Below are 23,105 nucleotides of genomic sequence, written 5' to 3'. Positions count from 1 at the left end.
CGGAGTGTCGCGCCCCGTCGGGGGCCTGCCAATCCGGGGAAAGGCGCGGCGCCGCTACCGCCCTGCCAGGACCTCGGCCACGGCCTCGGCCAGGGCCTCGCGCCCGTAGGGCTTGCGCAGCACCGCGACCGCATCGTCCCCCTGCCCTTCCGCCGCCACGCCGCCCTCCCTGCCTGTGGTGAGAAGGCAGGCGATACTGCGGGCGCGCAGTTGCTCCATCACGGGCCCGATGCCCTCGCCCAGGTCCCGGTCGAGCAGCGCAAGGGCGAAATCGGGGCCAGCCCCGGCATGCTGCAGCGCCGTCGCAAGGTCGGCCACCGGGCCCTCCACCTCGCAGCCCAGGTCGCGCAACCAGGCCTCGGCTGCCGCAGCCTGTCTGGCATCCCCTTCGACGAGCAGCACCCGCGCACCCGCGGCCGGGACGATGCCCGGCGCCGCGTCGGCGGCAGCCCCGCCCCGGTGCCGTCCCGGCAGGTCGAGCGTGACGACCAGGCCATCGGGCTGCGACCAGTCGAAGGCGATGCTCCCGCCAAGCTGCTGGCGCACGAGGGAGGTGAGCAGCCGGGAGCCGAAGCCGATGCGGGCCGGGGTTCCGTGCAGCGGCGGCCCGCCGGATTCGCGCCACACCAGCCGCAGCCCGGGCTCGCCCTCGCCGGTGCCCACCCGCCAGGACAGCGCGACGCGCCCCCCGGGCGCCGACAGCGCGCCGTGCTTGGCCGCGTTGGTGGCCAGTTCGTGCAGCAGCATCGCGACCGGCTGCGCGGCATCCGCCGCCAGCCGCACCGGCGGGCCATCGAGGTCCACCCGCCCCTCATGCGTCGCGAGTTCGCCTGCCGCGAGGGAGCGGAGATCGGCACCCGACCAGCGTTCAGCCGCCAGCAGCGAGTGCGCGCGGGCCATGGCGGCGATGCGGCCGGTCACGCCGGCGGCGAAGGCGCGGGGGGGCACGTCCCGCGGCGCCAGCTGCACGATCGAGAGGGCGACCGCCAGCGCGTTCTTCGCGCGGTGGTCCACCTCCCGCATCAGCAGCGCCTGCCGCTGCGCGGCCTCCCGCTGGTCGGTGACGTCGAGGCTGACGCCCACCACCCGCGCGGGCCGGCCATCTGGCCCCGGCAGGGCACGGCCGAAGACCTGCAGCCACCGCACCTCCCCGGTATCCGGCTGCCGGATGCGGTATTCCACGCGCAGGGCCGCGGAGGGATCCTCGCCCGCCAGCCCGCGGTCCCGCAGGCGTTCGAACAGCAGGCCCTGCGCACGGTCCTCCGGCAGGATCAGCGCCCGCAGCGTCTCGGCATCGGGTGGCGGCAGCGAGGGGTCGATGCCGTAGAGCCGGTATTCCCGTTCCGTCCAGGCCGCGGCGCCGGTCACCAGGTCGCGCTCCCACACGCCGATGCCGGCGGCGTCCTGGGCCAGTCGCAGGCGGCGTTCGCTCTCCCGCAGGGCCGCGCCGGCCAGGCGGCGTTCCGTCACGTCCACCAGCGCGCCGCTCAGCCGCAGGGGCGCGCCATCGGGGCCAAGCTCGGCCCGCCCCTGGGTGTGCAGCCAGCGGGTCGTCCCGTCGGGCCAGAGCGTGCGGTACTCGGCCTCGTACAGCCCGTCCCTCTCGCCTGCCAGCGCCGCGTCGGCGGCCGCCTTCACCATCGCCCGGTCTTCCGGGTGGATGGCCGCGAGCAGGTCGGCGCGCGTGGAGATCGTGCCGGGCGGGCGGCCGTAGAGCGCCTCGCGCCCCGCCGAGCCGGTCAGGCGGTCGGCCCGCACGTCCCACTCCCAGGTGCCCATCCGCGCCGCCTCCACGGCGCGCGCGAACCGCGCCTCGCTCTCCGCGAGCGAGGCGGTGGAGCGCAGCAGCGCATCCCGTGCCGCGGCGATCTCCCGCACCTGGAAGCGCGGACGCGCGGGCGGGGGCTCCCCGCGCACCAGCAGCGGCGCGTCGGCCCCGAGCGCGGAGACCTCCGCCCCCAGCCGCCTGCCGATCCGCAGCGCGGCGACGACGGCCAGGGCGAGGGCGAGCAGCGCGCTCGTCCCCGCGATCGCGAGACCCTGCCGGAGCGGGGCATCGATCTCGGCGCGCGGCGCGCCATAGGCCACGGCGAAGGGCGCCACCCGCAGGCGCCGGAAGGCCGAATAGACCTTGCTGCCATGGGCCGTCCGGCCGACCGAGGCGGCGGCGACGGCCCGTTCGTCCTGGAGGAAGGCGAGCACGTCCGGCGTGGCGGAGGTTCCGACGAACCGCTCCTCCTCCGCCGTGCGGGCGACGATGATGCCGCCGCGGTCGAGCACCGCCGCGGTGCCGGATCCCACCGGCATGTGCCGGCGCAGCACCTCCCCCAGGCTTGCCGGGCGAAGGCCGGCCGCGAGCACGCCCACGATGCGGTCGCCCCGGCGCACGGGCAGCGTGACGGCGATGGTCCAGTCCGCGACCGGACCGCGGACGAGGTCGCCCACATAGGGCCGCCCGGTCGCGATCGCGGCGGCGAAGGCGCTGCCCGCCGCGGGTGCCTGGCCGATGCCGCGCGGCGGATAGCGCGATCCGGTCAGCGCCGGCGGGACCACGCCTGGCGGGAGCAGGGTGTTGAGCACCGGGGTCGGCGAACCGGTCGGCAGCAACCAGATGATCGACAGCGTCCCGGGCCGCCGTGCCACGATCTCGCTGGCCTGCGCATGCAGCGCCGCCACCCCGGCATCGCCCGCCCCCGCCGCCAGCGCCTGGTCGAGCGCGGGCGAGGTGGCCAGCACGTCGAGGCTGGCGAGGATCAGGTCCAGTTCGCGGTCGACCGCCAGTTGCAGCGTGCGTGCCGTGTCCTCGATGCCGCGCAGCAGGTCGCGCCGCTGGCCTTCGGCCGCCCAGGCCACCAGCCCGACGGCGAGGACGACCAGCGGAAGCGTGACCGCGAGGACCAGCCGCAGGAGGTGCCAGCGGAACGGCCGCGCGGCGGCCACGGGCAGAGGAGGCTGGCCTCCGCCGTCATCGCCCGCAGAGGGTTCGGCGCGCGCCGCAGGACGCAATGCGGATGCTCCGTCAGATGGACATTGCCGGCGGCGTGTCGCGGGCCTCCCACGCCGCACTCCCCCTTTCGGTGGTATATGATAGGCACCAGCCGGAGCACGGCAACCCGGGGGCAGACCCCTTCCCGGCACGGTGAGATTCCCCCGGCCGGAGCCGGATGGCGCGACAGCCGTTGCAGCCGCATGGCCAATCCCTGCATCGACATCTGCCGCTACGACGACGAACGTGGGTGGTGCCTCGGCTGCGGCATGACGCGGCACGAGAAGAAGCTGTGGAAGAAGGAGAAGCCGGCCCGCCCCGCGATCAGGGATGCCCTGCCGGGGCGTCTCGCGGCGCTGGCGGCGGTCGGCCTGCCCACGGGCAAGGCGGCGAAGCGACGCAAGTAGCTGCGGCGTGGCACCCTTCCGGCCCGGCCCGTGGCGATGCATGCTGCCTCCAAGTCGATCCGCGGGAGAGAACGCCATGCATCGCCGCCACCTGCTGGGCCTGCTTGCCGCCGCGCCAATGCTGCCGCGGCCCGCGGTTGCGCAGGCCGCGGAGTGGCCGGCCCGCCCCGTCACCATCCTGGTTCCCTTCGTCGCCGGCGGCCCGTCCGACATCGTGGCGCGCGCGATCGCGGCCCGCATGGGGCAGAGCCTGGGCCAGCCCGTCGTCGCGGAGAACAGGCCCGGCGCGAATGGCGAGGTCGCGGCCCGGCAGGTGGTGCGCGCCGCCGCCGACGGGCACATGCTGTTCGTGGGCTCGATCGGCGTCTTCGCCATCAACACCGCGCTGCGCCCGAACCTGGGCTACGACCCGCTGCGGGAGCTGACGCCGATCACCCTTGCCGTCACGACGCCGAACGTGATGGTGGTGAACCCGGACCGCGTGCCGGCGCGCACGCTTCCGGAACTGGTCGCCTGGCTGCGGCAGAACCGCGGGCGGACGAGCTATTCCACATCGGGCGTCGGCTCGTCGGACCACCTGACGATGGAGCTGTTCAAGCAGCGGACGCAGACCGATCCGGAACATGTGCCCTACCAGGGCGGCGCCGCGGCGGCGACCGACCTTATCGCCGGCAACGTGCAACTCTCCTTCCAGAATCTCGGCACCGTCGCCGGCCACATCCAGGGCGGGCGGCTGCGCGCGATCGCGGTGACGAGCGCGGAGCGCAACCGCCTGCTGCCCGATGTGCCGACCGCGATCGAGCAGGGCCTGCCCGATTTCGTCGTCACCTCCTGGCAGGCGGTGATGGCGCCGGCCGGCATGGCGGCACCGCTGCTGTCGCGCGTGCATGGCACGGTGGCCGATGCGCTGCGGCACGCCGAGACGGTGCAGCGGCTGAACGCCATCGGCTTCGACGTGGTGGCCAGTTCGCCCGACGAGTACCGCCGCTTTCAGGAGGAGGAGATCGCGCGCTGGCGGCAGGTGGTGCAGGCCGCCAACATCCGCGCGGAGTAGCTGCGCCTCCCCTTGCCGGAATGTCAGCCGTGGCGCGCGCGCCACGGTCGGCACCCGCGATGCCGCCAACGAAACGGCTGCATGACATGGATCAAGGATTGGTGGTCCCGGCCGGCCGATAGTCGGCGCCGGCGGTCGCGCACGGGCGCGCCGCGGACGAAGAAGGCAAGGCCATGCAGTTCAAGACTATCGCCGCGACCCTCGCCCTGGCGGTTGCGGCCATGCCCGCGATGGCGCAGGACGTGCGCGGCAAGCAGGCGGGCGACATCGTGCTCGGCGCCGGCATCATCGGCGTGTTTCCGCGGAATGCCGGCAGCACCACCATCGGCGGCACCCCGCATCCGAGCGACACGGCCACCCCGCAGCTCGACCTGACCTATTTCCTCTCGCCCAACTTCGCCGTGAACGTGATCGCGGCGACCACGCGCCATGACGTCACGGTGCGCGGCACGGCGGTCGGCGATGTCGGACTCGGCCGCGTGTGGCTGCTGCCACCGACCGTGACGCTGCAGTACCACCCGCTGCCCACCTCCCGCTTCAGCCCCTATGTCGGCGCCGGCGTGAACTACACGGTGGCCTATGGCGAAGGCGGCAGCCGCCATCCGGCGGTCAGCAGCGTGGATGTCCAGAATGCCTGGGGCTTCGCGCTGAATGCGGGCGTCGACTACGAGATCACGCCGAACTGGCTGGCCAATGTCGACGTGAAGCGCCTTTGGCTCAGCCCGGATGTGCGCGTCAGCACCGCGCTCGGCCCGGTGCGCGGCCAGGCCGACCTCGATCCCTGGATCGTCGGCGCCAGCGTGCGCTACCGTTTCTGATCCCCAGGGTCGGAGCATGACAGGGGGGCGGGCCGCGGCCCGCCCCCTTTCGCTTCCTGCCGGCAGTCATCTCCGACGACGACCGGAACTCCTGCATCGGGCGTCGAGGACCGGTCCGCCTCCCAGCATCCGCGTCAGCCCGGCTGTGCGCAGAGCAGCGCCTCCAGCATCTCCCGCGTGGGCGTCGCGCCGTCGCGCGCGCGCAGCGCACCGGCGGCGGAAGCGAAGCGCATCGCGCGCTCCACCGGCTGCCCCTCCGCGATCGCCAGCGCATAGGCGCCGTGGAAGACATCCCCCGCCCCGGTCGTGTTCGTGGCCTGCACGCGGAAAGCCGGCGTCACGCGGGGTTCCGGGTCTTCGGCGGTCAGCCACAGCGTCCCCTTCTCCCCGCGCGTCACGCCGGCCACCTTGCAGCCCGCCGCGATGGCCAGGCGCAGCGCCTCCGCCGGCCTTGCGCCCGGCGCGTAGTTGACAAGGCCGGGGACCGAGAAGATGGCGTGGTCGGTGCGCGGGATGAGGTCGAGCAGGATGCGCGTCTCGCTCTTCTCGCCGTCGATCACCGTGGGCAGGCCCCGCGCACGGGCGTAGTCCAGCGCGCGCGCGCTGCCTTCCGGCCAGCGCGGGTCGCAAAGGAAGGACCGTGCCCGGTCGAGCTGGCCGAGCGGCAGCCAGGCCGGATCGGTGCCGAGTTGCTCGCCGCGATAGGCGTAGATGCTGCGCTCCCCGACCGGATCGACCAGCACGGCCGAGACGGGGGTGCGGCCGCCGGGTGCGCGGTGGCAATGCGCGACATCCACCCCCTGTTCGGCAAGCGCGTCCAGCAGGGGACCGCCATTCAGGTCATCCCCGACCCGTCCCCAGAAGATGCAGTTGCCACCGAGGCGGCTGACGGCGATGGAGGCGTTGGCGGCGAGCCCGCCGGCACCGAGCATGTAGGATCGCGCCCGGTTCTTCGAGGGTGGCTGGACGACTTCGTCCACGTGGAAGGTATGGTCCATGACGACGCTGCCGAGGCAGACGACGACGGGGCGCAGGTCGGGAAGGGTCATGCGCCCCAGGCTGCCCTCCCCCGCAACGCCGCGCAAAGGGGAGATTGCGCCGCCCGGGTGGCTGCACCAGCGGCTGCTGCATGTCGGGCCGGAACTGCTCGTGCTCGACAAGCCCGCGGGCCTTCCCGTCTCTGCCCGCAGCGGCGAGGCGCTGGAGGGATGGCTGCCCGCGCTCCGCATGGGCAAGCGGCGCGACCCGCAGCCGGCACACCGGCTGGATGCCGACACGGCGGGTTGCCTGGTGCTTGGCCGCACCGCGCCGATGCTCACCAGGCTGAACGCGCTGTTCGCGGAACGGCGCGTGGGCAAGATCTACTGGGCGGTGCTGCGCGGGACGCTCGCCGGCGAGTCAGGCGTGGTCGATGCGCCGCTCCGCAAGGTGAGCAGCGCCGCGCGGGGCTGGCGCATGGAGGTCCACCCGGGGGGCGATGCCGCGCGCAGCGCATGGCGCGTGCTCGGGCGCGGGGGAGGCATGACCTGGGTCGAGTTGCAGCCGGAGACGGGCCGCACCCACCAGCTGCGCGTCCATTGCGCCCATCTCGGCCACCCGATCCTGGGCGACCCCGTCTATGGCGAGGCGGGCGGCGGGCTGCACCTGCTGGCGCGCGAGGTTTCGCTGCCGCTCGATCCGCCGCTGCGGATCGAGGCGGGGGTGCCCGGCCACATGCGCGCCGCCATCGCCGCCTGCGGCGGCCCTACCTGACGCGCAGTTCGGCCGCGGCGGCGGCGCCATCCGCATCGAGCACGGTGATGCGGTAGAAACCCGGGCCCGGCGGCACCCAGGCCGCGTCGCGCCGGGCGCGTTCATGGGCCAGCGGCGCGCCGTCCACCAGGAAGGTCAGCGGCCGCCGGCCACCCGCGGCGCGGAGGGTCACCGGCCCGCCTTCCGCAAGCGTCGCACCAGGCATGGGGAACAGCAGCCGGAGCCGGTCGGCAGGCTCGGCCAGCGGCGAGGACATCGGGCGCACCACCAGCGGTGCCCGCGGCACGGGCGGCACCAGTGCGAAGGCCTGCGCCAGCAGCGGCAGCGCCAGGCTGCGCCCGGTCGCCCCGGGGATGGGCGTCCCGTCGGGACGGCCGACCCACACGCCCGCCACATGCCGGCCGTCCAGCCCGAAGGCCCAGGCATCCCGTCCGCCCCAGGAAGTGCCGGTCTTCCAGGCGATGCCGGCAGGGCCACCGCCCGGGAAGGGTTGCACGAGCACCGCCGCGACCTGCGCCGCCGCCTGCGGCGCGATGACGGGCAGGCGGCCCGGTGGCCGCCCCGGTGTCACCGTCAGCGGCGCCGCGTGGCCAGCATCGCCGAGCAGCGCGTAGAGCCCCACCATCTCCCGCAGGGTCGTGCCCGCCCCGCCGAGCGCCAGCGGCAAGGAGGCCTCGCCCCCTGGTGGCAGGCGCGGCGGCGCACCGGCTGCCTTCAACGCGGTTGTGAAGCGCAGCGCGCCGATGCCGTCCAGCAGAGCGACGGCGGGCAGGTTCAGGGACTGGCGCAGCGCATCCGCCGCGGTGACACGGCCGGCGAAGCCTCGGTCGAAGTTCTCGGGTGCATAGGCACCGAAGCGGAGTGGCTGGTCGGACAGCACCGTCTCAGGACGCGCGAGCCCCTGTTCGAAGGCCATGGCGTAGAGGAAGGGCTTCAGCGCGGAGCCCGGAGAGCGCACGGCACGCGTGAGGTCGAGCATCCCTGCCCGGCCCTCCTCGGCATAGGCGCCGCCGACAAGGGCGCGCATCTCGCGCGACGCGATCTCGGCGATCACCAGCGCGACCGCCGCCCGGTCGGGCAGGTCGGCGAGGGCCCGCGCCGCCAGGCGTTCCGCCGCCGCCTGCATCTCGCGGTCGAGCGTGGTCGGGATGCGGCTGCCCGGCAGGGCACGTCGCCCGAGGTCGCGCGCCAGATGGGGCGCAAGGCGCGGCATAGGCTGCCGGCGGGCGGGCACCTCGGTGGCCAGGGCCAGCGCGCGTTCCGCGGCGGAGACGCCGCCGGCCCCCGCCGCGCGGGCCAGCAGCACGGCATCGCGCGCACGCCGCGCGGCGTCCGGGTGGCGATCGGGCCGCAGCGCCTCCGGCCGGCGGGCGAGTGCCACCAGCAAGGCCGATTCCGCCGCATCCAGCGTCGCCGGCGGCCGCCCGAACCAGGCGAGGGAGCCGGCGCGCAGCCCCTCCAGGTTGCCGCCCTGCGGCGCCAGCGTCAGCCAGATGCCGAGGATCTCGTCCTTGCCGAACCGCGATTCCAGCTGCAGCGCGCGCAGCGCCTCGATCGCCTTGCTCCGCAGGGTGCGCGGGCGCGGCTCCAGCAGTCGCGCGGCCTGCATCGTCAGCGTGGAGCCGCCCGACACGACGCGCCCGGCACGCGCCCATTGCAGCGCCGCCCGGCCGAGCGCGAGGGGATCGACGCCGGGATGGCGGCGGAACCGCCGGTCCTCTGCCGCGACCAGCATCCCGACCAGGTGCGGCGGCACATCGGCGGTGGTGGTGCGCAGGCGCCAGGTCCCGCCGGGCGCGGGCAGGACCGACAGCGTGCGCCCCTCCCGGTCGAGCACCTCGACACCCGCGGCCTCCAGCCGGGTGAGGTCCGGCGGGAACAGGCGGTCGAGCGCCAGGGCCGCCACGAGGACGACCACGGCGGCTTCCAGCATCCATCGGGTGGCCCGGCGCATGGTGCCCGCGGTTCAGCCCCCCGCCCCGGACCGCTTCCGCCGCCCAGGGGCGGGGGACGCGGACAGCGTTGCGCCGCGGCTCACCGGGGCGTGCTCCCGCGCTGGCCGGTGGCGGGGGCTGGCGCAGGGGGCGCCGGGTCGTCGGCGCCGAGCACGGCGACCCGTGCGCTGTTCTGGCGCGCGAAGACGCCCGGGCGGTACATGTCCTGCGCCTCGAGCCCCGGCAGTTCGAACCGGCCCGGCGTCACGGCGCGCAGCCGCACGGCCAGGCGCGCGAGCGGCGCCTCCGGCGTCAGCTCCACCGCGGCCGAGAAACGGTCGTCGCGCGCCGGCACCGACAGCGCCGCGGTCAGCGTGCCCAGCCACGGCATGCCCGCGACGTCGCCGGCGGGCAGACGCCCAGCTATCTCCCATCCGGCGGGCAGGCCCTGGACCATCATCGCCTCGTGCCGTTCGCCCGTCGTGGCGCGCAGCTCCATCAGCAGCACGAAATTCGTGCCGCCCCGCAACGCATCCAGGCTCAGCGGCTGGCCGGCAAGGTCGTAGAAGCGCCGCGCCACCCGCATGCCCTGCGTGGCGGCGGGCAACGGGGAGGTCGGCACGCCGGTGACCGAGACGGACTGTGTCACGGGCTGGTCGCCGCGGTTGATGGCGACGCCCGGTGCGCCGAGCGACGCGGTGACCACCGGCTGCACCGGCAGGTCGCGCCCGTCCAGAGTGATCCGCGCCGGCCTGCCGTCACGCCCCAGCACGCCCGCGGCCGCGATCGCCCAGGCCTGCTCCTGCGTGTTTGTCACCGCCGGCGTGAAATCCGCGCCCGGCAGGCGCCCGAGCAGCGCCGGAAGGCGGTCCTGCGCGACACCGCTCTCCTTCAGCAGCAACGCGATGGCCAGCGAATCGCGCGCCGCGGTGCCGTAATCCGCGTACCACATGTTGCGGGACGGATTGGCGAGGGCGGCCGTGAACAGCGATTCCGCCCGGGCGCGGTCGCCGGCGCGGGCAAAGGTCGCGGCCACCTGCGCGCGGGACAGCGGCGTGGGCAGCGCCTCCGCCCGTTCGGCCAGCCGCCGGGCGGCGCCAAGCCGGTTGCGGCCGGCCAGTGCCAGCACATGCACGCGATAGGCCTGGACGGCCAGCGCCTCCGGACCGTCCCAGGACAGGTCGAGCCCCTCCTCGATCGCCTTCAGCGCATCGTCCAGCGCGGCATCCGGCACGGTCGCACCGGCGGCGCGGGCGCGCAGCAGCGCCTCCACCGCATAGAGGCTCGCCCATTGGTGCACGTCGCCCTCGGCGTTCCAGAAGCCGAAGCGGCCATCGTATCGCTGGCGATCGAGCACCGAGGCGATGGCGCGGCCGAGCAGCGCCGCATCCTCCTGCGCGGTGTCCGGGTTCTGGGGCGCGAAGCTGAGCGCGAGCACGCGGGACGCCGCCTGTTCCAGGCAGTCCAGCGGGAAGCGCCTGAGGCTGGCCAGCAGCGCCGCCGTGTCGTAGCGCACGGGCGCCCCCCACATCGCGCCGGCCCGCCAGGTGCCGGGGATGAAGCGGTCGGACGGCACGGGCACCGGGGCCTGCGCGCCCGCGGCGAGCGTGGTGGTCGCGATCTCGGTCACCGGCGGGCGGGACGACCGCACCGTGATCGCCGCCTCCCGCTCGGTGGAGAAGCCGCCGGGGCCGGTGACGGACAGCCGCAGCACGCCTTCCCCCGCCACCATGGCACGCAGGGCGGAGACGGGCTGCGCGCGCGCGCCGGACCCGAGCGCCTGCCGAAGCTGCGCCGGCCCGGCCAGTTCGATCGCACCAGATGCGGCGAGGGTGACGGCGAACTCGCCCGCGGGCAGTTCCAGGTTGTGCAGCAGCAGCGGCAGGCGCACCTCGTCGCCGGGCGCGAGGAAGCGCGGCAGCAGCGCCTCCGCCACCGCCGACTCCCGCACCGTGACCGGCCGGGACGCGGCACCCACGCGCGCGCCGTCCCAGGCCACCGCCATCAGCCGCAACTCGCCCGCGAAATCCGGCAGGTCGAGCGGGACGGAGGCGCGGCCATCGGCCCCGACCCGCACCACGCCGCTGAACAGCGCGACGACGCGCTGCGGGATCTGCAGCAGGCCCGCCGTGTCGAAGCCGTCGCCACCCTGTCGCAGCGCCGCCGCGTCCCCTTCCGCGGGCGCGATCAGCCGGCCGTAGTCGTCACGGATGTCGATCCCGAGGCGACGGCGCGCCAGGAAGTGCTCCACCGGGTCGGGCGATCGGAAACCCGTCAGGCGCAGGATGCCCTCATCCACCGCCGCCAGCGTCAGCATGGCGCTGCCGCCCGCAACGCCGGTGAGGCGCAGGGGCACCTCCACCCGCTGGCGCGGGCGCAGCAGGTCCGGCGTCTCGATGGCCACCTCCACCCGCCGCGCCGCGGGATCGAGGCCGAGCCATGCCAGCCCGAGCGCGCGGCCCGGGCGGCCGGCCGGTGCATCGCCGGCGCGGAAGACGGTGACGGCGACATGGGCGCCGGGCCCCCATGCGCCATCCACCGGCACATCGACCTCGGTGCCTGCTTCCGCCACCTCGACCTCGCGCAGGGACACGACGCGGTCGGTCAGCACGGCGATGCTGGCGCGGCCGGCGAAGGGCGGCGTGATGCGCAGCCGCGCCACCTCGCCCGCGGCATAGGCGCGCCGGTCGGCCGCGACATCGACGCGGTCCGGCACTTCCGCCGCCTGCTCCCCGGCCCAGCCGGCGCGGAACCGATAGGACGCGACGGCAAGCCCGTTCGGCTCCGTCACCTCGATGCGGTAGCGCCCGAAGGGCAGGCGCCGGGCGAAGCGGGCCGGCTGCGACGGGGCCACGGCCAGGTCCGTCGAATCGACCGGTTCGTCGCGCCAGACGGTCTCGTAGCGGGCCAACTGCCCGCGCAGCACGATGCGCCAGTCCGGCCTTTCCCGCACCAGCCGGAGCCGCAGTTGCGCGCCGATGGCCTGCCCGTCGGGACTGACCGCGGCGATGTCGAAGGCGGCTTCCGCATCGGCGTCCACCGCGCCGCCCTGGAAGGCGGGGCGGATCGCCAGCAGCGTGCCGCGCGCGCGCACCGGCAGCGAAAGGCGCGTGCCGCTGGTGCGCCCGCCCGGTTCGCCGATCAGCACCGTCACATCCGCCTTGACGGGGCGGGTGGTGTCGGGGGCGGAGGGCAGGTTCAGCGTCAGCGTCGCACGGCCCTGCGCGTCCGTCTCGGGGATGTCGAAGCTCTGCAGCTCCGGCGCGAAGCTCTCCTCCATCAGGCCGAAGCGCCAGCCACGCCATGGCTCGAACGGCGTCTCGTCGGGCGACAGGCGCAGCTCGGCCGTGCCGGTCAGCCCGGCGCCCGGCGCGCCGTAGAGGAAGCGCGCCGTGACCGGGATGTCGAGCGCTCGGCCCGGCACGAGCGGCCCGGGCGCGGGCCCGGCCGTCACCTCCAGCCGCTCGGGCACGAAGGCCTCGACGCGGAAGGCGGCGGTGCCGATCGGCGGGGCATCGGGATCGGCGAGGACCTCCACCGTCCAGGCGCCCATCGGCGCGCTGGGCGAGAGTTCGACCGGCAGCACGAAGGCGGAGCCGCCCAGGCGCTGCGGCACGGCCTGGAAGAAGACCTGCCCGTTCGGGCGCCGCACGCGCAGCCGTGCCGGGATGTCCACCGGCTGCCCGCCGGCGTCGCGCAGCAGCGCGCCGACCTGCACCGTCTCGCCCGGGCGGTAGATCCCGCGGTCGAGCCAGACGAAGGCATCGAGCGCGCCCGGATGCGGCCGGCCGGCGGCTCCGCGGTCGGACAGGTCGAAGGACGCGGTCAGCAGGTCGAGCGCGGCGAAGTCGTCGCCGGCGAAGGCGTGCAGCGCGACCGGGGCCAGCGGCCCGGTGCCGCGCAGCGTGGCCGCCGCGAAGCGCACCAGCCCATCCTCGGCCGTGGTCGCCTCGGCCAGGATGTCGTTGTTGCGCGCCAGCAGCGCGACGCGCACGCCCGCGCGCGGCCGCGCGTCGGAGAAGGCGCGGATCTGCGCCGCAACTCCCTGCGGCCCACGCCAGGCGGTGATGCCGAGGTCGGTCGCCAGGATCGGCAGCGCGGACGCCGCGCCGGCCGCGAAGCGCTGCGGCGTGCCGTCCCCGGGCTGCGCGACCAGGACATACAGGCCAGGCCCGGCATTGCGCACCGCATCGGGCAGCGGCAGCGCGCTGCGCGCCAGGCGGTTCGCCTCCGCGGGCGGCAGTTCGGCGCGCCCCTGCCAGACGAGGCGCCCGGTGTCGTCCGCCAGGTTCTCGGCGACCCACTGCTCCATCTGCTCGCCAGGCCGCCAGTCCCGCGTCAGGCCGACCAGGTTGCGTTCGGTGACGCGGATCAGCCGGAGGCTGACGGCGGCGACGTTGACCGTCGCGACGGTGACGCGCGGCTCCTGCCCGCGCGGCAGGATGAAGGCGCGGCTGTCGAAGGCGATGCGCGGGGCGCGGTTGGGCATCGCGACATTGACGGCCGTGTCGCGGTTCAGCCGCAACCCGTCCTCGCCCGGCATGCCGGCGCGCAGCGTCAGCCGCGTGGTGCGTCCCCAGGGCAGGCCGGCGACGCAGAGCACGTCGCCCTCACGCACCACGGCCATCCCCGGCAGCGGGGGTTCGGCGCGCAGCCAGTCGCCCGGCTGCCAGTCGCTGCGGCGGGCGGGCGGGGTGGTGAACTCGATGCAGGCGCGCGCCGGCTCGGCATCCGGCTCGGTGCGCAGGGTGCGGACCAGCAGGCCAGCGGCGCGGCGCGCGGCGGCCAGTGCGTCGCGATGGCGTGCGTCGTCGGGCGCACGTTCGGCCACGGCCTCCAGCGCCTGGATGGACATGGCCGGACGGTCCATCCGCCGCAGCGCCTCCGCCATCACCAACAGGGAGGGGATCTCCGGCGGGCCGCCAGGCACCATCATGTAGGCACGCCAGGCTGCCTGCAACGCGCGCGCCGGCTCCGCAGGGGTTCGGCGGAGCTGGGCGTTGGCCAGGGCCATCCAGTGATCCGCCGTCGCCTGGCCGCCGCCGATCCGCTCCTCCCACGCCGCCGCGGCGGCGGCCCAGTCGCCCCGGCCCTCCGCAGCGCGCGCACGGCCTTCCGCCGCGCTGCGCTGCTGGGGGGTGACGCCGGCCGGGAAACGGCGCGTCAGCGCCGACTCGTAGGCACCGGAATCGCGATCGAGGCCCGGCATCTCGAATGCAGGGGCGGGAGCCGGCAGCAGCAGCGCAAGGGCAAGCAGCAGCAGCGACGGCAGGCGACGTGGCATGGGGCAGGACTCCCTGGGCCAGGCCAGCATGGCACGGCCCGCGACGGAGGTGCAGCAGCCTTGCGGCGGCCGCGCGCCGGTCAGGGCCGGTGACCGGACACCCGCGCGCCGGCATCGCGCGGCAGGCGCAGCGCGAAGGGCACGGAGGCCAGCACCACCGCCGCCGCCGCCAGGAAGGCGACGCGGAAATCCGTCGGCTCCGGCACGGCGTGCCCGGTCAGATGCGTGCTGACCGACAGCGCGAGCGAGCCGAGCACGACGCCGAGCGCGACCGAAAGCTGCTGCACCGTGCCGGACATCGCGGTCGCGGCGGCAAGCTTCTGCTGCGGCACGTCGGCGAAGGACAGCGTGTTGAGCGAGGTGAACTGCAGCGACCGCGCCAGCCCGCCCGCGGCCAGCGCCAGGAAGATCAGCGCCATCGGCCAGTCCGGCCCGAAGGCGGCGCAGACGGCGACGCTCGCCACCGTCAGCAGCCCGTTCGCGCCCAGCACCGCGCGGAAGCCGAAGCGGCGCAGCAGCGGGCGCACCAGCGGCTTCATCGCGAAGGCGCCAAGCGCGGAGGCGAAGGTCACCAGCCCGCTCTGGCCGGCTGAAAGGCCGAAGCCGAGTTGCAGCGACAGCGGCAGGAGGAACGGCACCGCGCCCGCCCCGGCACGGAACACCGTGCCCGCCAGCGTGGGCATCCCGAAGGTGGGCACCCGCAACAGGCCGAGATCGACGGCGGGACGCGCCACCGCCTGCGAATGCCGCGCGGCCAGCCATCCGAGCAGGAGGCCGCCCGCAAACGCCAGGGCGGTGAACCAAGCGGGCGCGATCCCCCGCCCCACCGTCTCGAGCCCCGCCATCAGCATCGCAAGCGCGGCACCCCAGAGCGCGAGGCCGCGCGCATCGAGCGGCCCGGGATCCTGCCGCTCGACCTCCGGGATGAAGCGGCGGACCAGCAGGAGTCCCAGCAGCCCGACCGGGATGTTCAGCCAGAACACCGCGCGCCAGGACACCGCATCGGTCAGCAATCCGCCGAGCGGAGGGCCGCAGACCGGGCCAAGCAGCCCCGGCATGGTCAGCCAGGTCATCGCGGTCAGCAACTCCTCCTTCGTGACGCGGCGCAGCAGGAGCAGGCGGCCGACCGGCACCATCATCGCGCCGCCCACCCCCTGCAGGACCCGCGCCGCGACGAGGGAGCCGAGGCCCTGTGCCAGCCCGACCAGGGCCGAGGCGCCGGCGAAGACGATGATTGCCGCCATGAACACCCGGCGCGGCCCGAAGCGGTCCGCCACCCATCCCGACAGCGGGATGCAGACGCAGAGCGCGACGAGGTAGGAGGTGATGGCGACGGAGAGATGGACGGGATCCTCGCCCAGGTCCCGGGCCATCGCCGGCAGCGCCGTGGCGACGACGCTGGAGTCCAGGTTCTGCATGAACAGCGCGCTCGCGACGATGGCCGCGACGGCGCGTGGGTCGCGCGCGTTCACCCGCCGGCCATCTCGCGCAGCCGGGCGCGCTGCACCTTTCGCCCGTTCGGCCCGTCCGTGAAGGGAAAGGCTTCGAGGGGGATGATCCGCGCCGGCACCTTGAAGCGTGCCAGCTGCGCGGCGCAGTCGGCCAGCAGCCGGTCAGGGTCGAAGCCCTCGGCAGGGATGACGAAGGCGACTGCACGGCCCCCGGCCGCGACGACCTGCGCCGCGCCGACGCCGGGCTGCGCCTGGAGGAAACCTTCGATCTCCTCGGGCGCGACCAGGAAGCCGCCGAGCCGCAGCGCATCCCCGGCCCGCGTCGCGAAGTCGAAGCCGCGGCCGTCCGGATGCAGCGTCGCGAGATCGCCGCTGCGGAACCAGCCATCCTCGGTCCAGGCGCGTGCCGTCGCGGCCTCATTCCCCAGGTAGCGGTCGAAGAGCGAAGGCCCGCGCAGCAGCAACTCGCCTTCCGCGGACAGGCTCGCCGCGGCCTCCGCGCTGGCCGGGATGCCGCCACCGGTCGCCGAATATGGCCCCATGGGGTCCTGCAGCGCGAACAACGCCTGCGCCTCCGAACTCCCGTAGACGCCGCGGGCCGCGAGGTTCAGCGTCGCCGAGGCAGCCATCACCCGCGCCGCGCCGCCATGGAAATTCGCGAAGCCCGTGAAGGCGAACGGCGCATAGGGCCGCCCGCCCGCGGCATCCGCCAGCATCAGCAGCATGTCGTCGCCGCCCACCATGTGCGTGACGCAGGCGCGGCGGATCAGCGCATCCGCGGCGGCGGCATCGAACCGCTCCATCAGGTGGATCGCGGCACCGCCCGCGACCGCGGCCACGGCGGCGGCAAGGCCGAAGGTGCCGCAGAGCGGCACGGCGCCAAGCAGCGCGGCGCCGGCCGCATCCGTGCCGATCCGCGCCGCGACTTCCGCGGCATGCGTTGCGATGCTGCGCTGCCGGTGTAGCACGAGCTTCGGGCCCGCCGTCGTGCCGGAAGTCGTGAAGGTCAGCGCGTCGGCTTCCGGAAGGGCGGCATCCGGCGCCTCGGTCGCCCCGGCCAGCCCGGCCAGCGGATGCACCATGAGGCCACCGAGCGGGGCGGCGGCCATCGCATCGGCCCCGATCGCGAAGCGCAGGGACGCGCGCGCCCCGGGCGGCACCTCCGCCAGGATCGCGGCCGCATCGGCGGCGGCGAAGTCGCGCGCGAGGGCGATGGCGACGGGTCGCGCGCGGGCCAGCAGGCCGGAAAGCTCCGCCGACCGGAAGCGGGTGTTGAGAAGGATGCCGCAGGCGCCGAGCCGCGCCAGGGCGAACAGCAGCGTCAGGAAGTCGGGCCGGTTGGGCAGGAACAGGGCGACGCGGTCGCCCGGCCCGATGCCCAATCCGGCAAGGCCGCCGGCAAGGCGCCGCACGCGCCCTGCGGCATCAGCCCATGTCAGGCCGCCCCAGGCCTGCGCCTCGGGGCGGCGGGCGGCAGTGGCGGCGAGGAGTTCGCTGAGGGTCGCAGGATGCGCCATGGCGCCATGATGCGGCGCCCTCAGCGCAGCCGCCAGACCTCGACCCGCCTGGCGCCGTCCTGCACCGTCCCGGCAAGCTCGAACCGTTCGGCGACCGCCGCCTCGATCGCCGCGCGCGCCTGGGGACGGAGATAGGTCCAGCGGCTGGGGTCCAGCACGATGACGCCAACCGGCAGGGCCAGCACGCGGGCCAGCTCGGCATCGATGTCGATGTCGAACAGGTTCTCGTAGCGGCCGGCCAGGTGCAGCGGGAAGGCGAAGCGGGTCGGCGGCGTCTGCCCCGCCAGCACATAGGTCACGGTGTGCCAGTTGGCGACCAGCATGACCTGCCCCGGCGCCAGCGACGCGGCGGCCAGCGCCGCCACCTGCCTCGGCGGGTCCGCCAGGCGAAGGCCGAAGCCGCTGGCCAGCCGCGGCGTCATCATCGTCAGCACCGGCATGGCGGCCAGCACGCCGGCGAGTGCCGCGAAGGCACCGCGACGCCAGACGGGCTTCGCCGCCATCCGCACCAGCGTGGCCAGGCCCAGCGCGGCCAGCAGCGACAGCGACGGCAGGAGGATCAGGAAGTAGTGGTCGTAGAACTTCCAGGGCGCGATCACCGCCACCGCGCCGCCCGCCAGCCAAGCCAGGATCGGTGCGGCCGCGCGGCGGGTCTCCGCCGGGGCGGCGAAGACCCCCAGCCCCGCGACGCCAAGCCAGAGGAGGTCGCGCATGGCCAGCGTCACGCCGCTGCGCAATCCGGGCGCGTCGTCGGCCCCCTGCCGGCCATAGGCGAGGGGAGCCCAGAGATTGCCCCAGGCCCAACTCTCGAAATGGCCTGCGGCCCAGTATCCCGCCGCCACCAGCCCGGTCGGCAGCCCGGCGCCGAGCGCGAAGGGCAGCGCGAGCCGCAGGACCGCGGACGCGCGAAGCCGGCCGCCCAGCATTGCGATCGCGATCATGGAGACCCAGAGCGCCGAGGCTTCGAACGCGGCGACCTGCTTGACGAGCAGCGCGACGCCCGCCGAAAGGCCGGCAAGGAACACGACGCCGGCCGATGGGCCGCTGGGGGCACGGGCTTCGCGCAGCAGCAGGAAGGCGGTCAGCACCACGAAGGGGGCGAACAGGATCTCCGTGTTGGTGGCGAGCCCCCCGAGCACGGTCGTGTGGGCGATGTAGAGCAGGCCCGCCGCGAGCGCCGTGCAGGGCCCGGCGCCCAGCAGCATGGCCGTGGCCCGCAGCCCGACGGCCGTGGCGGCCACCGCAAGCACGCCGGTCAGGCGCAGGCCGAGCATCGGGTCCGGGAGAAGCCAGGTCGCCGGCAGCAGCAGGGCCGGTGCCCCCAGCGGGTGCATGTCCCAGACAGCGACGAAGGGCCAGCCGCCGCGGAGCCATTCGACCGCCTGCAACAGGTACAGGCCCTCGTCCGGGTCGAGGACTGCGGCGGGAAAGCCGGGAAGCCGCAGGATCAGCGCGGCGCCGAGGAGGAGTATGGCGGCCATGCCACCCCGTGCCAGGCGGGGCTGCCCCTGGCGACCGCCTTCCTCTCGGCCTGGCCGTGCGATGAACATGACCTTCCCCAGCCAGCCCCGATGAAACCGCGCTCGCAACGCATCGACCGTCAAACGGTTCGCCCTGGCATTATCACGACGACGTCGCCCTGCCCTTGACGCCATCCCGGGCGGGCGGGACCGTCACGGCATGACCGCCGCACCCGACCCCGTCACCCTCGCCGTGCTCGAAAACCGCTTCCGTGCGCTGGTGGAGGAGATGGGGGAGGCACTGCTGCGCACGGCCACATCGCAGATCCTCAACTCATCACGCGACTTCTCCATTGCGCTCTGCGACCCACAAGGGCGTCTGGTGGCCCAGGCCGATCACATCCCGGTGCATGTCGGCGCCATGCCCTTTGCCGCGGCAGCGGTGCTGAACGCCTTCGGGGATACCCTGCGCCAGGGCGACACCTTCCTGCTCAACGACCCCTGGCATGGCGGCAGCCACCTGCCGGACCTGACCATCGTCCAGCCGGTGCTGGCCGCGGGCGCGTTGCAGTTCCTCTGCGTGGTCCGCGCGCACCAGTCCGACATCGGCGGTGCCACGCATGGCGGCTACAACCCCGCCGCGACAGAGATCTGGCAGGAGGGCATCCGCATCCCGCCGATCCGCCTCGGCGAGGGCGACGCCCTGCGCGAGGACCTGGTGACGATGCTCGCCCTCAACACCCGCATCCCGCGCGACTTCCGCGGCGACCTGATGGCGATGTGGGGCGCCGCGCGCCTCGGCGCCAGGCGCCTCGAGACGCTGCTCGCCCAGCATGGCGCCGCCCCGTTGCAGGCCTCGGTCAGGGCGATCCTCGACCTTGCGGAGGCACATGCCCGGCGCATCATCGCCGGCTGGCGGGATGGCGAGTGGATCGGCGAAGCGGTGCTCGACGACGACGGGCACGGCGCGACCGACGTGACGATCCGCGCGCGCGTGACCAAGCGCGGCGATTCGGTCACCGTGGACCTGAGGGAGAGCGACCCGCAGACCAGGGGCTTCGTCAACTCCTCCTGGCCGAACACGGTCAGCGCGGCGCGCATGGCCCTGGCCTACCTCCTCGACCCGGAAGTGGCGAAGAACGACGGCGCCTTCCGCCCTCTGACCGTCCTGGCGGAGGAAGGCACGGTGGTGCGGGCCGCCGAAGGAGCGGCAGTGACGCTCTGCACCAGCCACTGCTCGAACGAGATCGTGGAGGCGATCGTCAAGGCGCTCGCCGCCGCCTGCCCGGACCGCATCATGGGCGGCTGGGGACGGCGCTTCCGGGTGGCGATCACCGGGGCCGATCCGCGGCGCGCGGACCGGCGCTTCGTCTGGCACCTGTTCCATGCCCGGCCGGGCGGCGGGGGTCATTCGCGCGGCGATGGCTGGTCATGCGCGGGGGAGTGGCATTCGGCGGGCGGCCTGAAGTTCGGCAGCATCGAGATGGCGGAGGCGCGCTTCCCGCTGTTCTTCGCGCGCCACGAATTCCGCCCCGGATCCGCTGGCGAGGGGACGCATCGTGGCGGCCTCGGCGCCGAGCTCGAGTTGCGGATCGAGACCGCCGGGCCCGCACGCGCCAACACCGCCGGCGATGGCGTGCGGCATGGCGCGGCCGGGATGCTGGGCGGCCGGGACGGTGCGCCGCATCACTACAGCCTGGTCCATCCGGACGGCACCAGCCGCGACCTGCGCACCAAGGAAAGCGGCGTGGCGCTCGGACCCGGCGACGTGCTGCTGGTGCGGTCCGGCGGTGGCGGCGGCTGGGGGCCGCCGGAAGCGCGTGATCCGGCCGCGCGGGCGGCCGACGTCGCGGAGGGCCTGCTCTGATGCACGGCCCCTGGCGCATCGGCGTCGATGTCGGCGGCACCTTCACGGACGTGGTCTGCCTCGGCGCGGATGGCACCACCATCCTCGCCAAGGCCGCGACCACGCCGGATGACCAGTCCCGCGGCGTGCTGGACGGGCTCGCGACCCTCGCCGCGGAGATGCACCTGACCCTGCGGGAGTTGCTCGGCGACACCGAACGCCTGGTGCATGGCACGACGGTGGCCACAAACGCGCTGCTGGAACGCCGAACCGCCAGGGTCGGGATGCTGACGACCGAAGGGCATCGCGACATCATCGAGATGCGCGAAGGCCTGAAGCCGGAACGCTACGACCTGCGCCTGTCGCCGCCCGCGCCCCTCGTGCCGCGACGCCTGCGCCTGCCGGTGCGCGAGAGGCTGCGGGCGGAGGGGGACGTCGCGGTGGCGCTCGACGCAACCTCGCTCGCCGCCGCCGTCGCGGCGCTGCGGGAGGAGCGCGTCGAAGCGGTCGCGATCTGCCTGCTGCATTCCTGGCGCGACCCGTCGCACGAACGGGCGGCGCGCGACGCCGTGCGGGCGGCGATGCCCGATGCCTATGTCACCCTCTCCTCGGACGTGCTGCCGCAGATCAAGGAGTTCGAGCGGTTCTCGACCACCGCCGTCAACGCCGCGGTCGGCCCCATCGTCGCGGGCTATCTCGGCCGGCTCGAGGCGCGGCTGCGTGAGGCAGGCTTGCAGGCACCGCTTTTCGTCATCCTCTCCCATGGCGGCGTCGCGCCGGTGGCGGAAGCCGCACGACTGGCGGCCGGCACCGCGCTGTCCGGCCCCGCCGGCGGCGTCGCGGCCGGGCTCGCGCTCGCGCGGATGGGACTGGGCGGGGACCTCGTCACCTTCGACGTGGGCGGCACCTCCACCGACGTGGCGCTGATCGCGGGCGGCGAGGCCGCGCTCGGCCGCGGGCGCGTGGTCGGCGGCGAACGCATCGCGCTGGAGAGCCTCGACATCGTGACGCTCGGCGCGGGTGGCGGGTCGATCGCGCATCTCGGCGCCGGCGGCATGATGCGCGTCGGGCCGCGCAGCGCGGGCGCCGTGCCCGGCCCTGCCTGCTACGGGGCGGGCGGGACGGAACCGGCGGTGACCGACGCGAATCTCGTGCTCGGCTACCTCGATGCCGCGCGTTTCCTGGGCGGGCGGCGCAGCCTCGACCTCGCGGCGGCGGAGGCGGCCGTGGACCGGCTGGCGGCCCGCCTGGGCCTGGGCCGCATGGACTGCGCTGCGGGCATCCATGCCCTGGCGAATGTCGCCATGGCCGATGGCATCCGCATCGCCACGGTGCGACGCGGCGTCGATCCGCGCGGCTTCACGCTGCTGGCCTTCGGGGGCGCAGCCGGGCTGCATGCCAGCGCGGTCGCGCGCGACCTCGGCATGCGGAGGATCGCGGTCCCGCTGCTCGCGGCCGGCCTGTCGGCCTGGGGCATGCTGCAGACCGACCTGCGCTACGAGGTGTCCCGCAGCCTGGTGGGCGCGGCGGGCCTGCCGGAGGAGGCGACGCTGCGCGGCTTGTTCGCGGAGCTGGAAGCGGCGGCGCGCGCGCGCCTGCGGGAATGGATGCCCGGCGATCCCGCCATCCGCCGCAGTGCCGACATGCGCTATGGCGAACAGGTCTTCGAGGTCGGCGTGCCCCTCGATGCCGTGGACTGGGACCAGCCCGGCCTTCCAGTTGCGCTGGCCGAAGCCTTCCATGCCCGCCACGAGGCGCTGTTCACCTACGCCTTGCGCGGGGAGGAGGTGGTGCTGGTAACGGCGCGGGTCGCCGCCGTCGGCCGGCTGCCGTCCCGACCGCCGCAGCCCGTGCCGGCGCGGGCCGAAGCGGCGCCGGCGGGCACGCGCCGCGCCCTTGTCGGTGGGAAGATGCAGGATCTGCCGGTATACGCCTTTGCCGCCCTCGCGCCCGACCAGCACATCGACGGCCCGGCGATCGTGGAGAGTTCCAGCACGACGGTGCTGCTGCTGCCCGGCGACCGGGCCCGCCTCGATCCGCGCGGCTGGCTGGAGATCGAGGTGCCGGGGTGAAGCCGGGCGGCGCCGGCGTGCTGCCGGTGCGCCCTATGCGCGACCGTAGTGCAGGACCGCGCGGCCCGGAGCGTAGGAGGCCAGCGCGGGCCTGAGTTCGGCGTCGGCGCCTGGCTGTCCCGCCAGCCAGGTGCCGTACAGGCCTTCCAGCACGGGGGTGATCCAGCGGCCATCCCCATCGTCGCCCGCGGCGATGGCCGGCGCGGCATGATGGGTGACGATCAGCCGCCGCGCGGCGGTGTCCACGGCGAACTCCGCATAGCCCCAGTCCGAGGAGGCCAGCGCCTCGTTGACCCGGGCCTCCAGCGCGGCGAGCGTGTCGCAATGCGGCAGCGGGCTGGCATCCGCCATTCGCCCGCCCACCGCGCGCATCAGGCTTGCACGTCCCTCCGCGTCGAGATGTTCGTCCAGCGTCTCGACCAGTGCGCGCAGGAAGCTGCGCCACTGCGCCGAGACGCCGCGTCGTGCAAGGTAGGCAGCCGTCACCGGCTCGGTCGTGGTCGCGTCCATGGGCTGTCCTGCCT

14 protein-coding genes are annotated in these 23,105 nt (G+C 74.8%); 6 read left to right on the top strand and 8 right to left on the bottom strand.

What is annotated here, in order from left to right; all coding sequences use genetic code 11:
• Window positions 1-54: 54 nt before the first annotated feature.
• A complete protein-coding gene (locus tag ACK8OX_RS06265) occupies window positions 55-2,940 on the bottom strand; it encodes a PAS domain-containing protein (protein ID WP_430663086.1) in 2,886 nt (961 codons plus the stop codon).
• Window positions 2,941-3,189: 249 nt separating this feature from the next.
• Between ACK8OX_RS06265 and ACK8OX_RS06260 the strand changes: the two genes are divergently transcribed.
• The 3 genes from ACK8OX_RS06260 to ACK8OX_RS06250 all read left to right on the top strand — a co-directional run bounded on the left by ACK8OX_RS06260 (window position 3,190) and on the right by ACK8OX_RS06250 (window position 5,265).
• Window positions 3,190-3,393 carry a DUF1289 domain-containing protein gene (locus ACK8OX_RS06260; RefSeq protein WP_430663085.1) on the top strand — a complete coding sequence of 68 codons (204 nt, stop codon included), beginning with the start codon at window positions 3,190-3,192 and terminating at the stop codon, window positions 3,391-3,393.
• A 76-nt stretch (window positions 3,394-3,469) separates the two neighbouring features.
• Window positions 3,470-4,447: a Bug family tripartite tricarboxylate transporter substrate binding protein gene (locus tag ACK8OX_RS06255; protein WP_430663084.1), complete on the top strand. Its 978-nt coding sequence runs from the start codon at window positions 3,470-3,472 to the stop codon at window positions 4,445-4,447.
• A 173-nt stretch (window positions 4,448-4,620) separates the two neighbouring features.
• Complete coding sequence (locus ACK8OX_RS06250; protein ID WP_430663083.1) at window positions 4,621-5,265, top strand: OmpW/AlkL family protein; 645 nt, start codon at window positions 4,621-4,623, stop codon at window positions 5,263-5,265.
• A gap of 134 nt (window positions 5,266-5,399) precedes the next feature.
• On the opposite strand, the gene ACK8OX_RS06245 is transcribed toward ACK8OX_RS06250, so the two are convergent.
• On the bottom strand, window positions 5,400-6,314 hold the full coding sequence (locus tag ACK8OX_RS06245; protein WP_430663082.1) for a PfkB family carbohydrate kinase: 915 nt from the start codon (window positions 6,312-6,314) through the stop codon (window positions 5,400-5,402).
• On the opposite strand from ACK8OX_RS06245, the gene ACK8OX_RS06240 reads away from it, so the two are divergent.
• The gene (locus ACK8OX_RS06240) at window positions 6,313-7,017 is read left to right on the top strand and encodes an RluA family pseudouridine synthase (protein ID WP_430663081.1); all 705 of its coding nucleotides are present in this window, start codon (window positions 6,313-6,315) and stop codon (window positions 7,015-7,017) included. The genes ACK8OX_RS06245 and ACK8OX_RS06240 overlap by 2 nt on opposite strands.
• On the opposite strand, the gene pbpC is transcribed toward ACK8OX_RS06240, so the two are convergent.
• The 5 genes from pbpC to ACK8OX_RS06215 all read right to left on the bottom strand — a co-directional run bounded on the left by pbpC (window position 7,010) and on the right by ACK8OX_RS06215 (window position 18,684).
• Window positions 7,010-8,971, bottom strand: a complete 1,962-nt coding sequence (gene pbpC, locus ACK8OX_RS06235) for a penicillin-binding protein 1C (protein WP_430663080.1) — start codon at window positions 8,969-8,971, stop codon at window positions 7,010-7,012. The genes ACK8OX_RS06240 and pbpC overlap by 8 nt on opposite strands.
• Before the next feature lie 80 nt (window positions 8,972-9,051).
• Window positions 9,052-14,235, bottom strand: a complete 5,184-nt coding sequence (locus ACK8OX_RS06230; protein ID WP_430663079.1) for an alpha-2-macroglobulin family protein — start codon at window positions 14,233-14,235, stop codon at window positions 9,052-9,054.
• A gap of 80 nt (window positions 14,236-14,315) precedes the next feature.
• The gene (locus ACK8OX_RS06225; RefSeq protein ID WP_430663078.1) at window positions 14,316-15,707 is read right to left on the bottom strand and encodes an MFS transporter; all 1,392 of its coding nucleotides are present in this window, start codon (window positions 15,705-15,707) and stop codon (window positions 14,316-14,318) included.
• Complete coding sequence (locus ACK8OX_RS06220; RefSeq protein WP_430663077.1) at window positions 15,704-17,203, bottom strand: AMP-binding protein; 1,500 nt, start codon at window positions 17,201-17,203, stop codon at window positions 15,704-15,706. The genes ACK8OX_RS06225 and ACK8OX_RS06220 overlap by 4 nt, the downstream gene beginning before the upstream one ends.
• Before the next feature lie 20 nt (window positions 17,204-17,223).
• The gene (locus ACK8OX_RS06215; protein ID WP_430663076.1) at window positions 17,224-18,684 is read right to left on the bottom strand and encodes a hypothetical protein; all 1,461 of its coding nucleotides are present in this window, start codon (window positions 18,682-18,684) and stop codon (window positions 17,224-17,226) included.
• A gap of 199 nt (window positions 18,685-18,883) precedes the next feature.
• On the opposite strand from ACK8OX_RS06215, the gene ACK8OX_RS06210 reads away from it, so the two are divergent.
• Together ACK8OX_RS06210 and ACK8OX_RS06205 are read left to right on the top strand one after the other, a co-directional pair.
• Window positions 18,884-20,530, top strand: a complete 1,647-nt coding sequence (locus tag ACK8OX_RS06210) for a hydantoinase B/oxoprolinase family protein (RefSeq protein WP_430663075.1) — start codon at window positions 18,884-18,886, stop codon at window positions 20,528-20,530.
• On the top strand, window positions 20,530-22,581 hold the full coding sequence (locus ACK8OX_RS06205; RefSeq protein ID WP_430663074.1) for a hydantoinase/oxoprolinase family protein: 2,052 nt from the start codon (window positions 20,530-20,532) through the stop codon (window positions 22,579-22,581). The genes ACK8OX_RS06210 and ACK8OX_RS06205 overlap by 1 nt, the downstream gene beginning before the upstream one ends.
• Window positions 22,582-22,614: 33 nt before the next feature.
• Here ACK8OX_RS06205 and bcsD read toward each other — a convergent pair whose 3' ends face one another.
• Entirely contained in the window at window positions 22,615-23,091 is a 477-nt protein-coding gene (gene bcsD / locus ACK8OX_RS06200; protein ID WP_430663073.1) for a cellulose biosynthesis protein BcsD, read from the bottom strand.
• Window positions 23,092-23,105: the final 14 nt, after the last annotated feature.

The organism is Falsiroseomonas sp. CW058 (genome assembly GCF_050563535.1).
Lineage (GTDB): Bacteria > Pseudomonadota > Alphaproteobacteria > Acetobacterales > Acetobacteraceae > Falsiroseomonas.
Note: the sequence above shows the minus strand (reverse complement) of the source record. Positions and strands in the feature narration are given on the sequence as shown.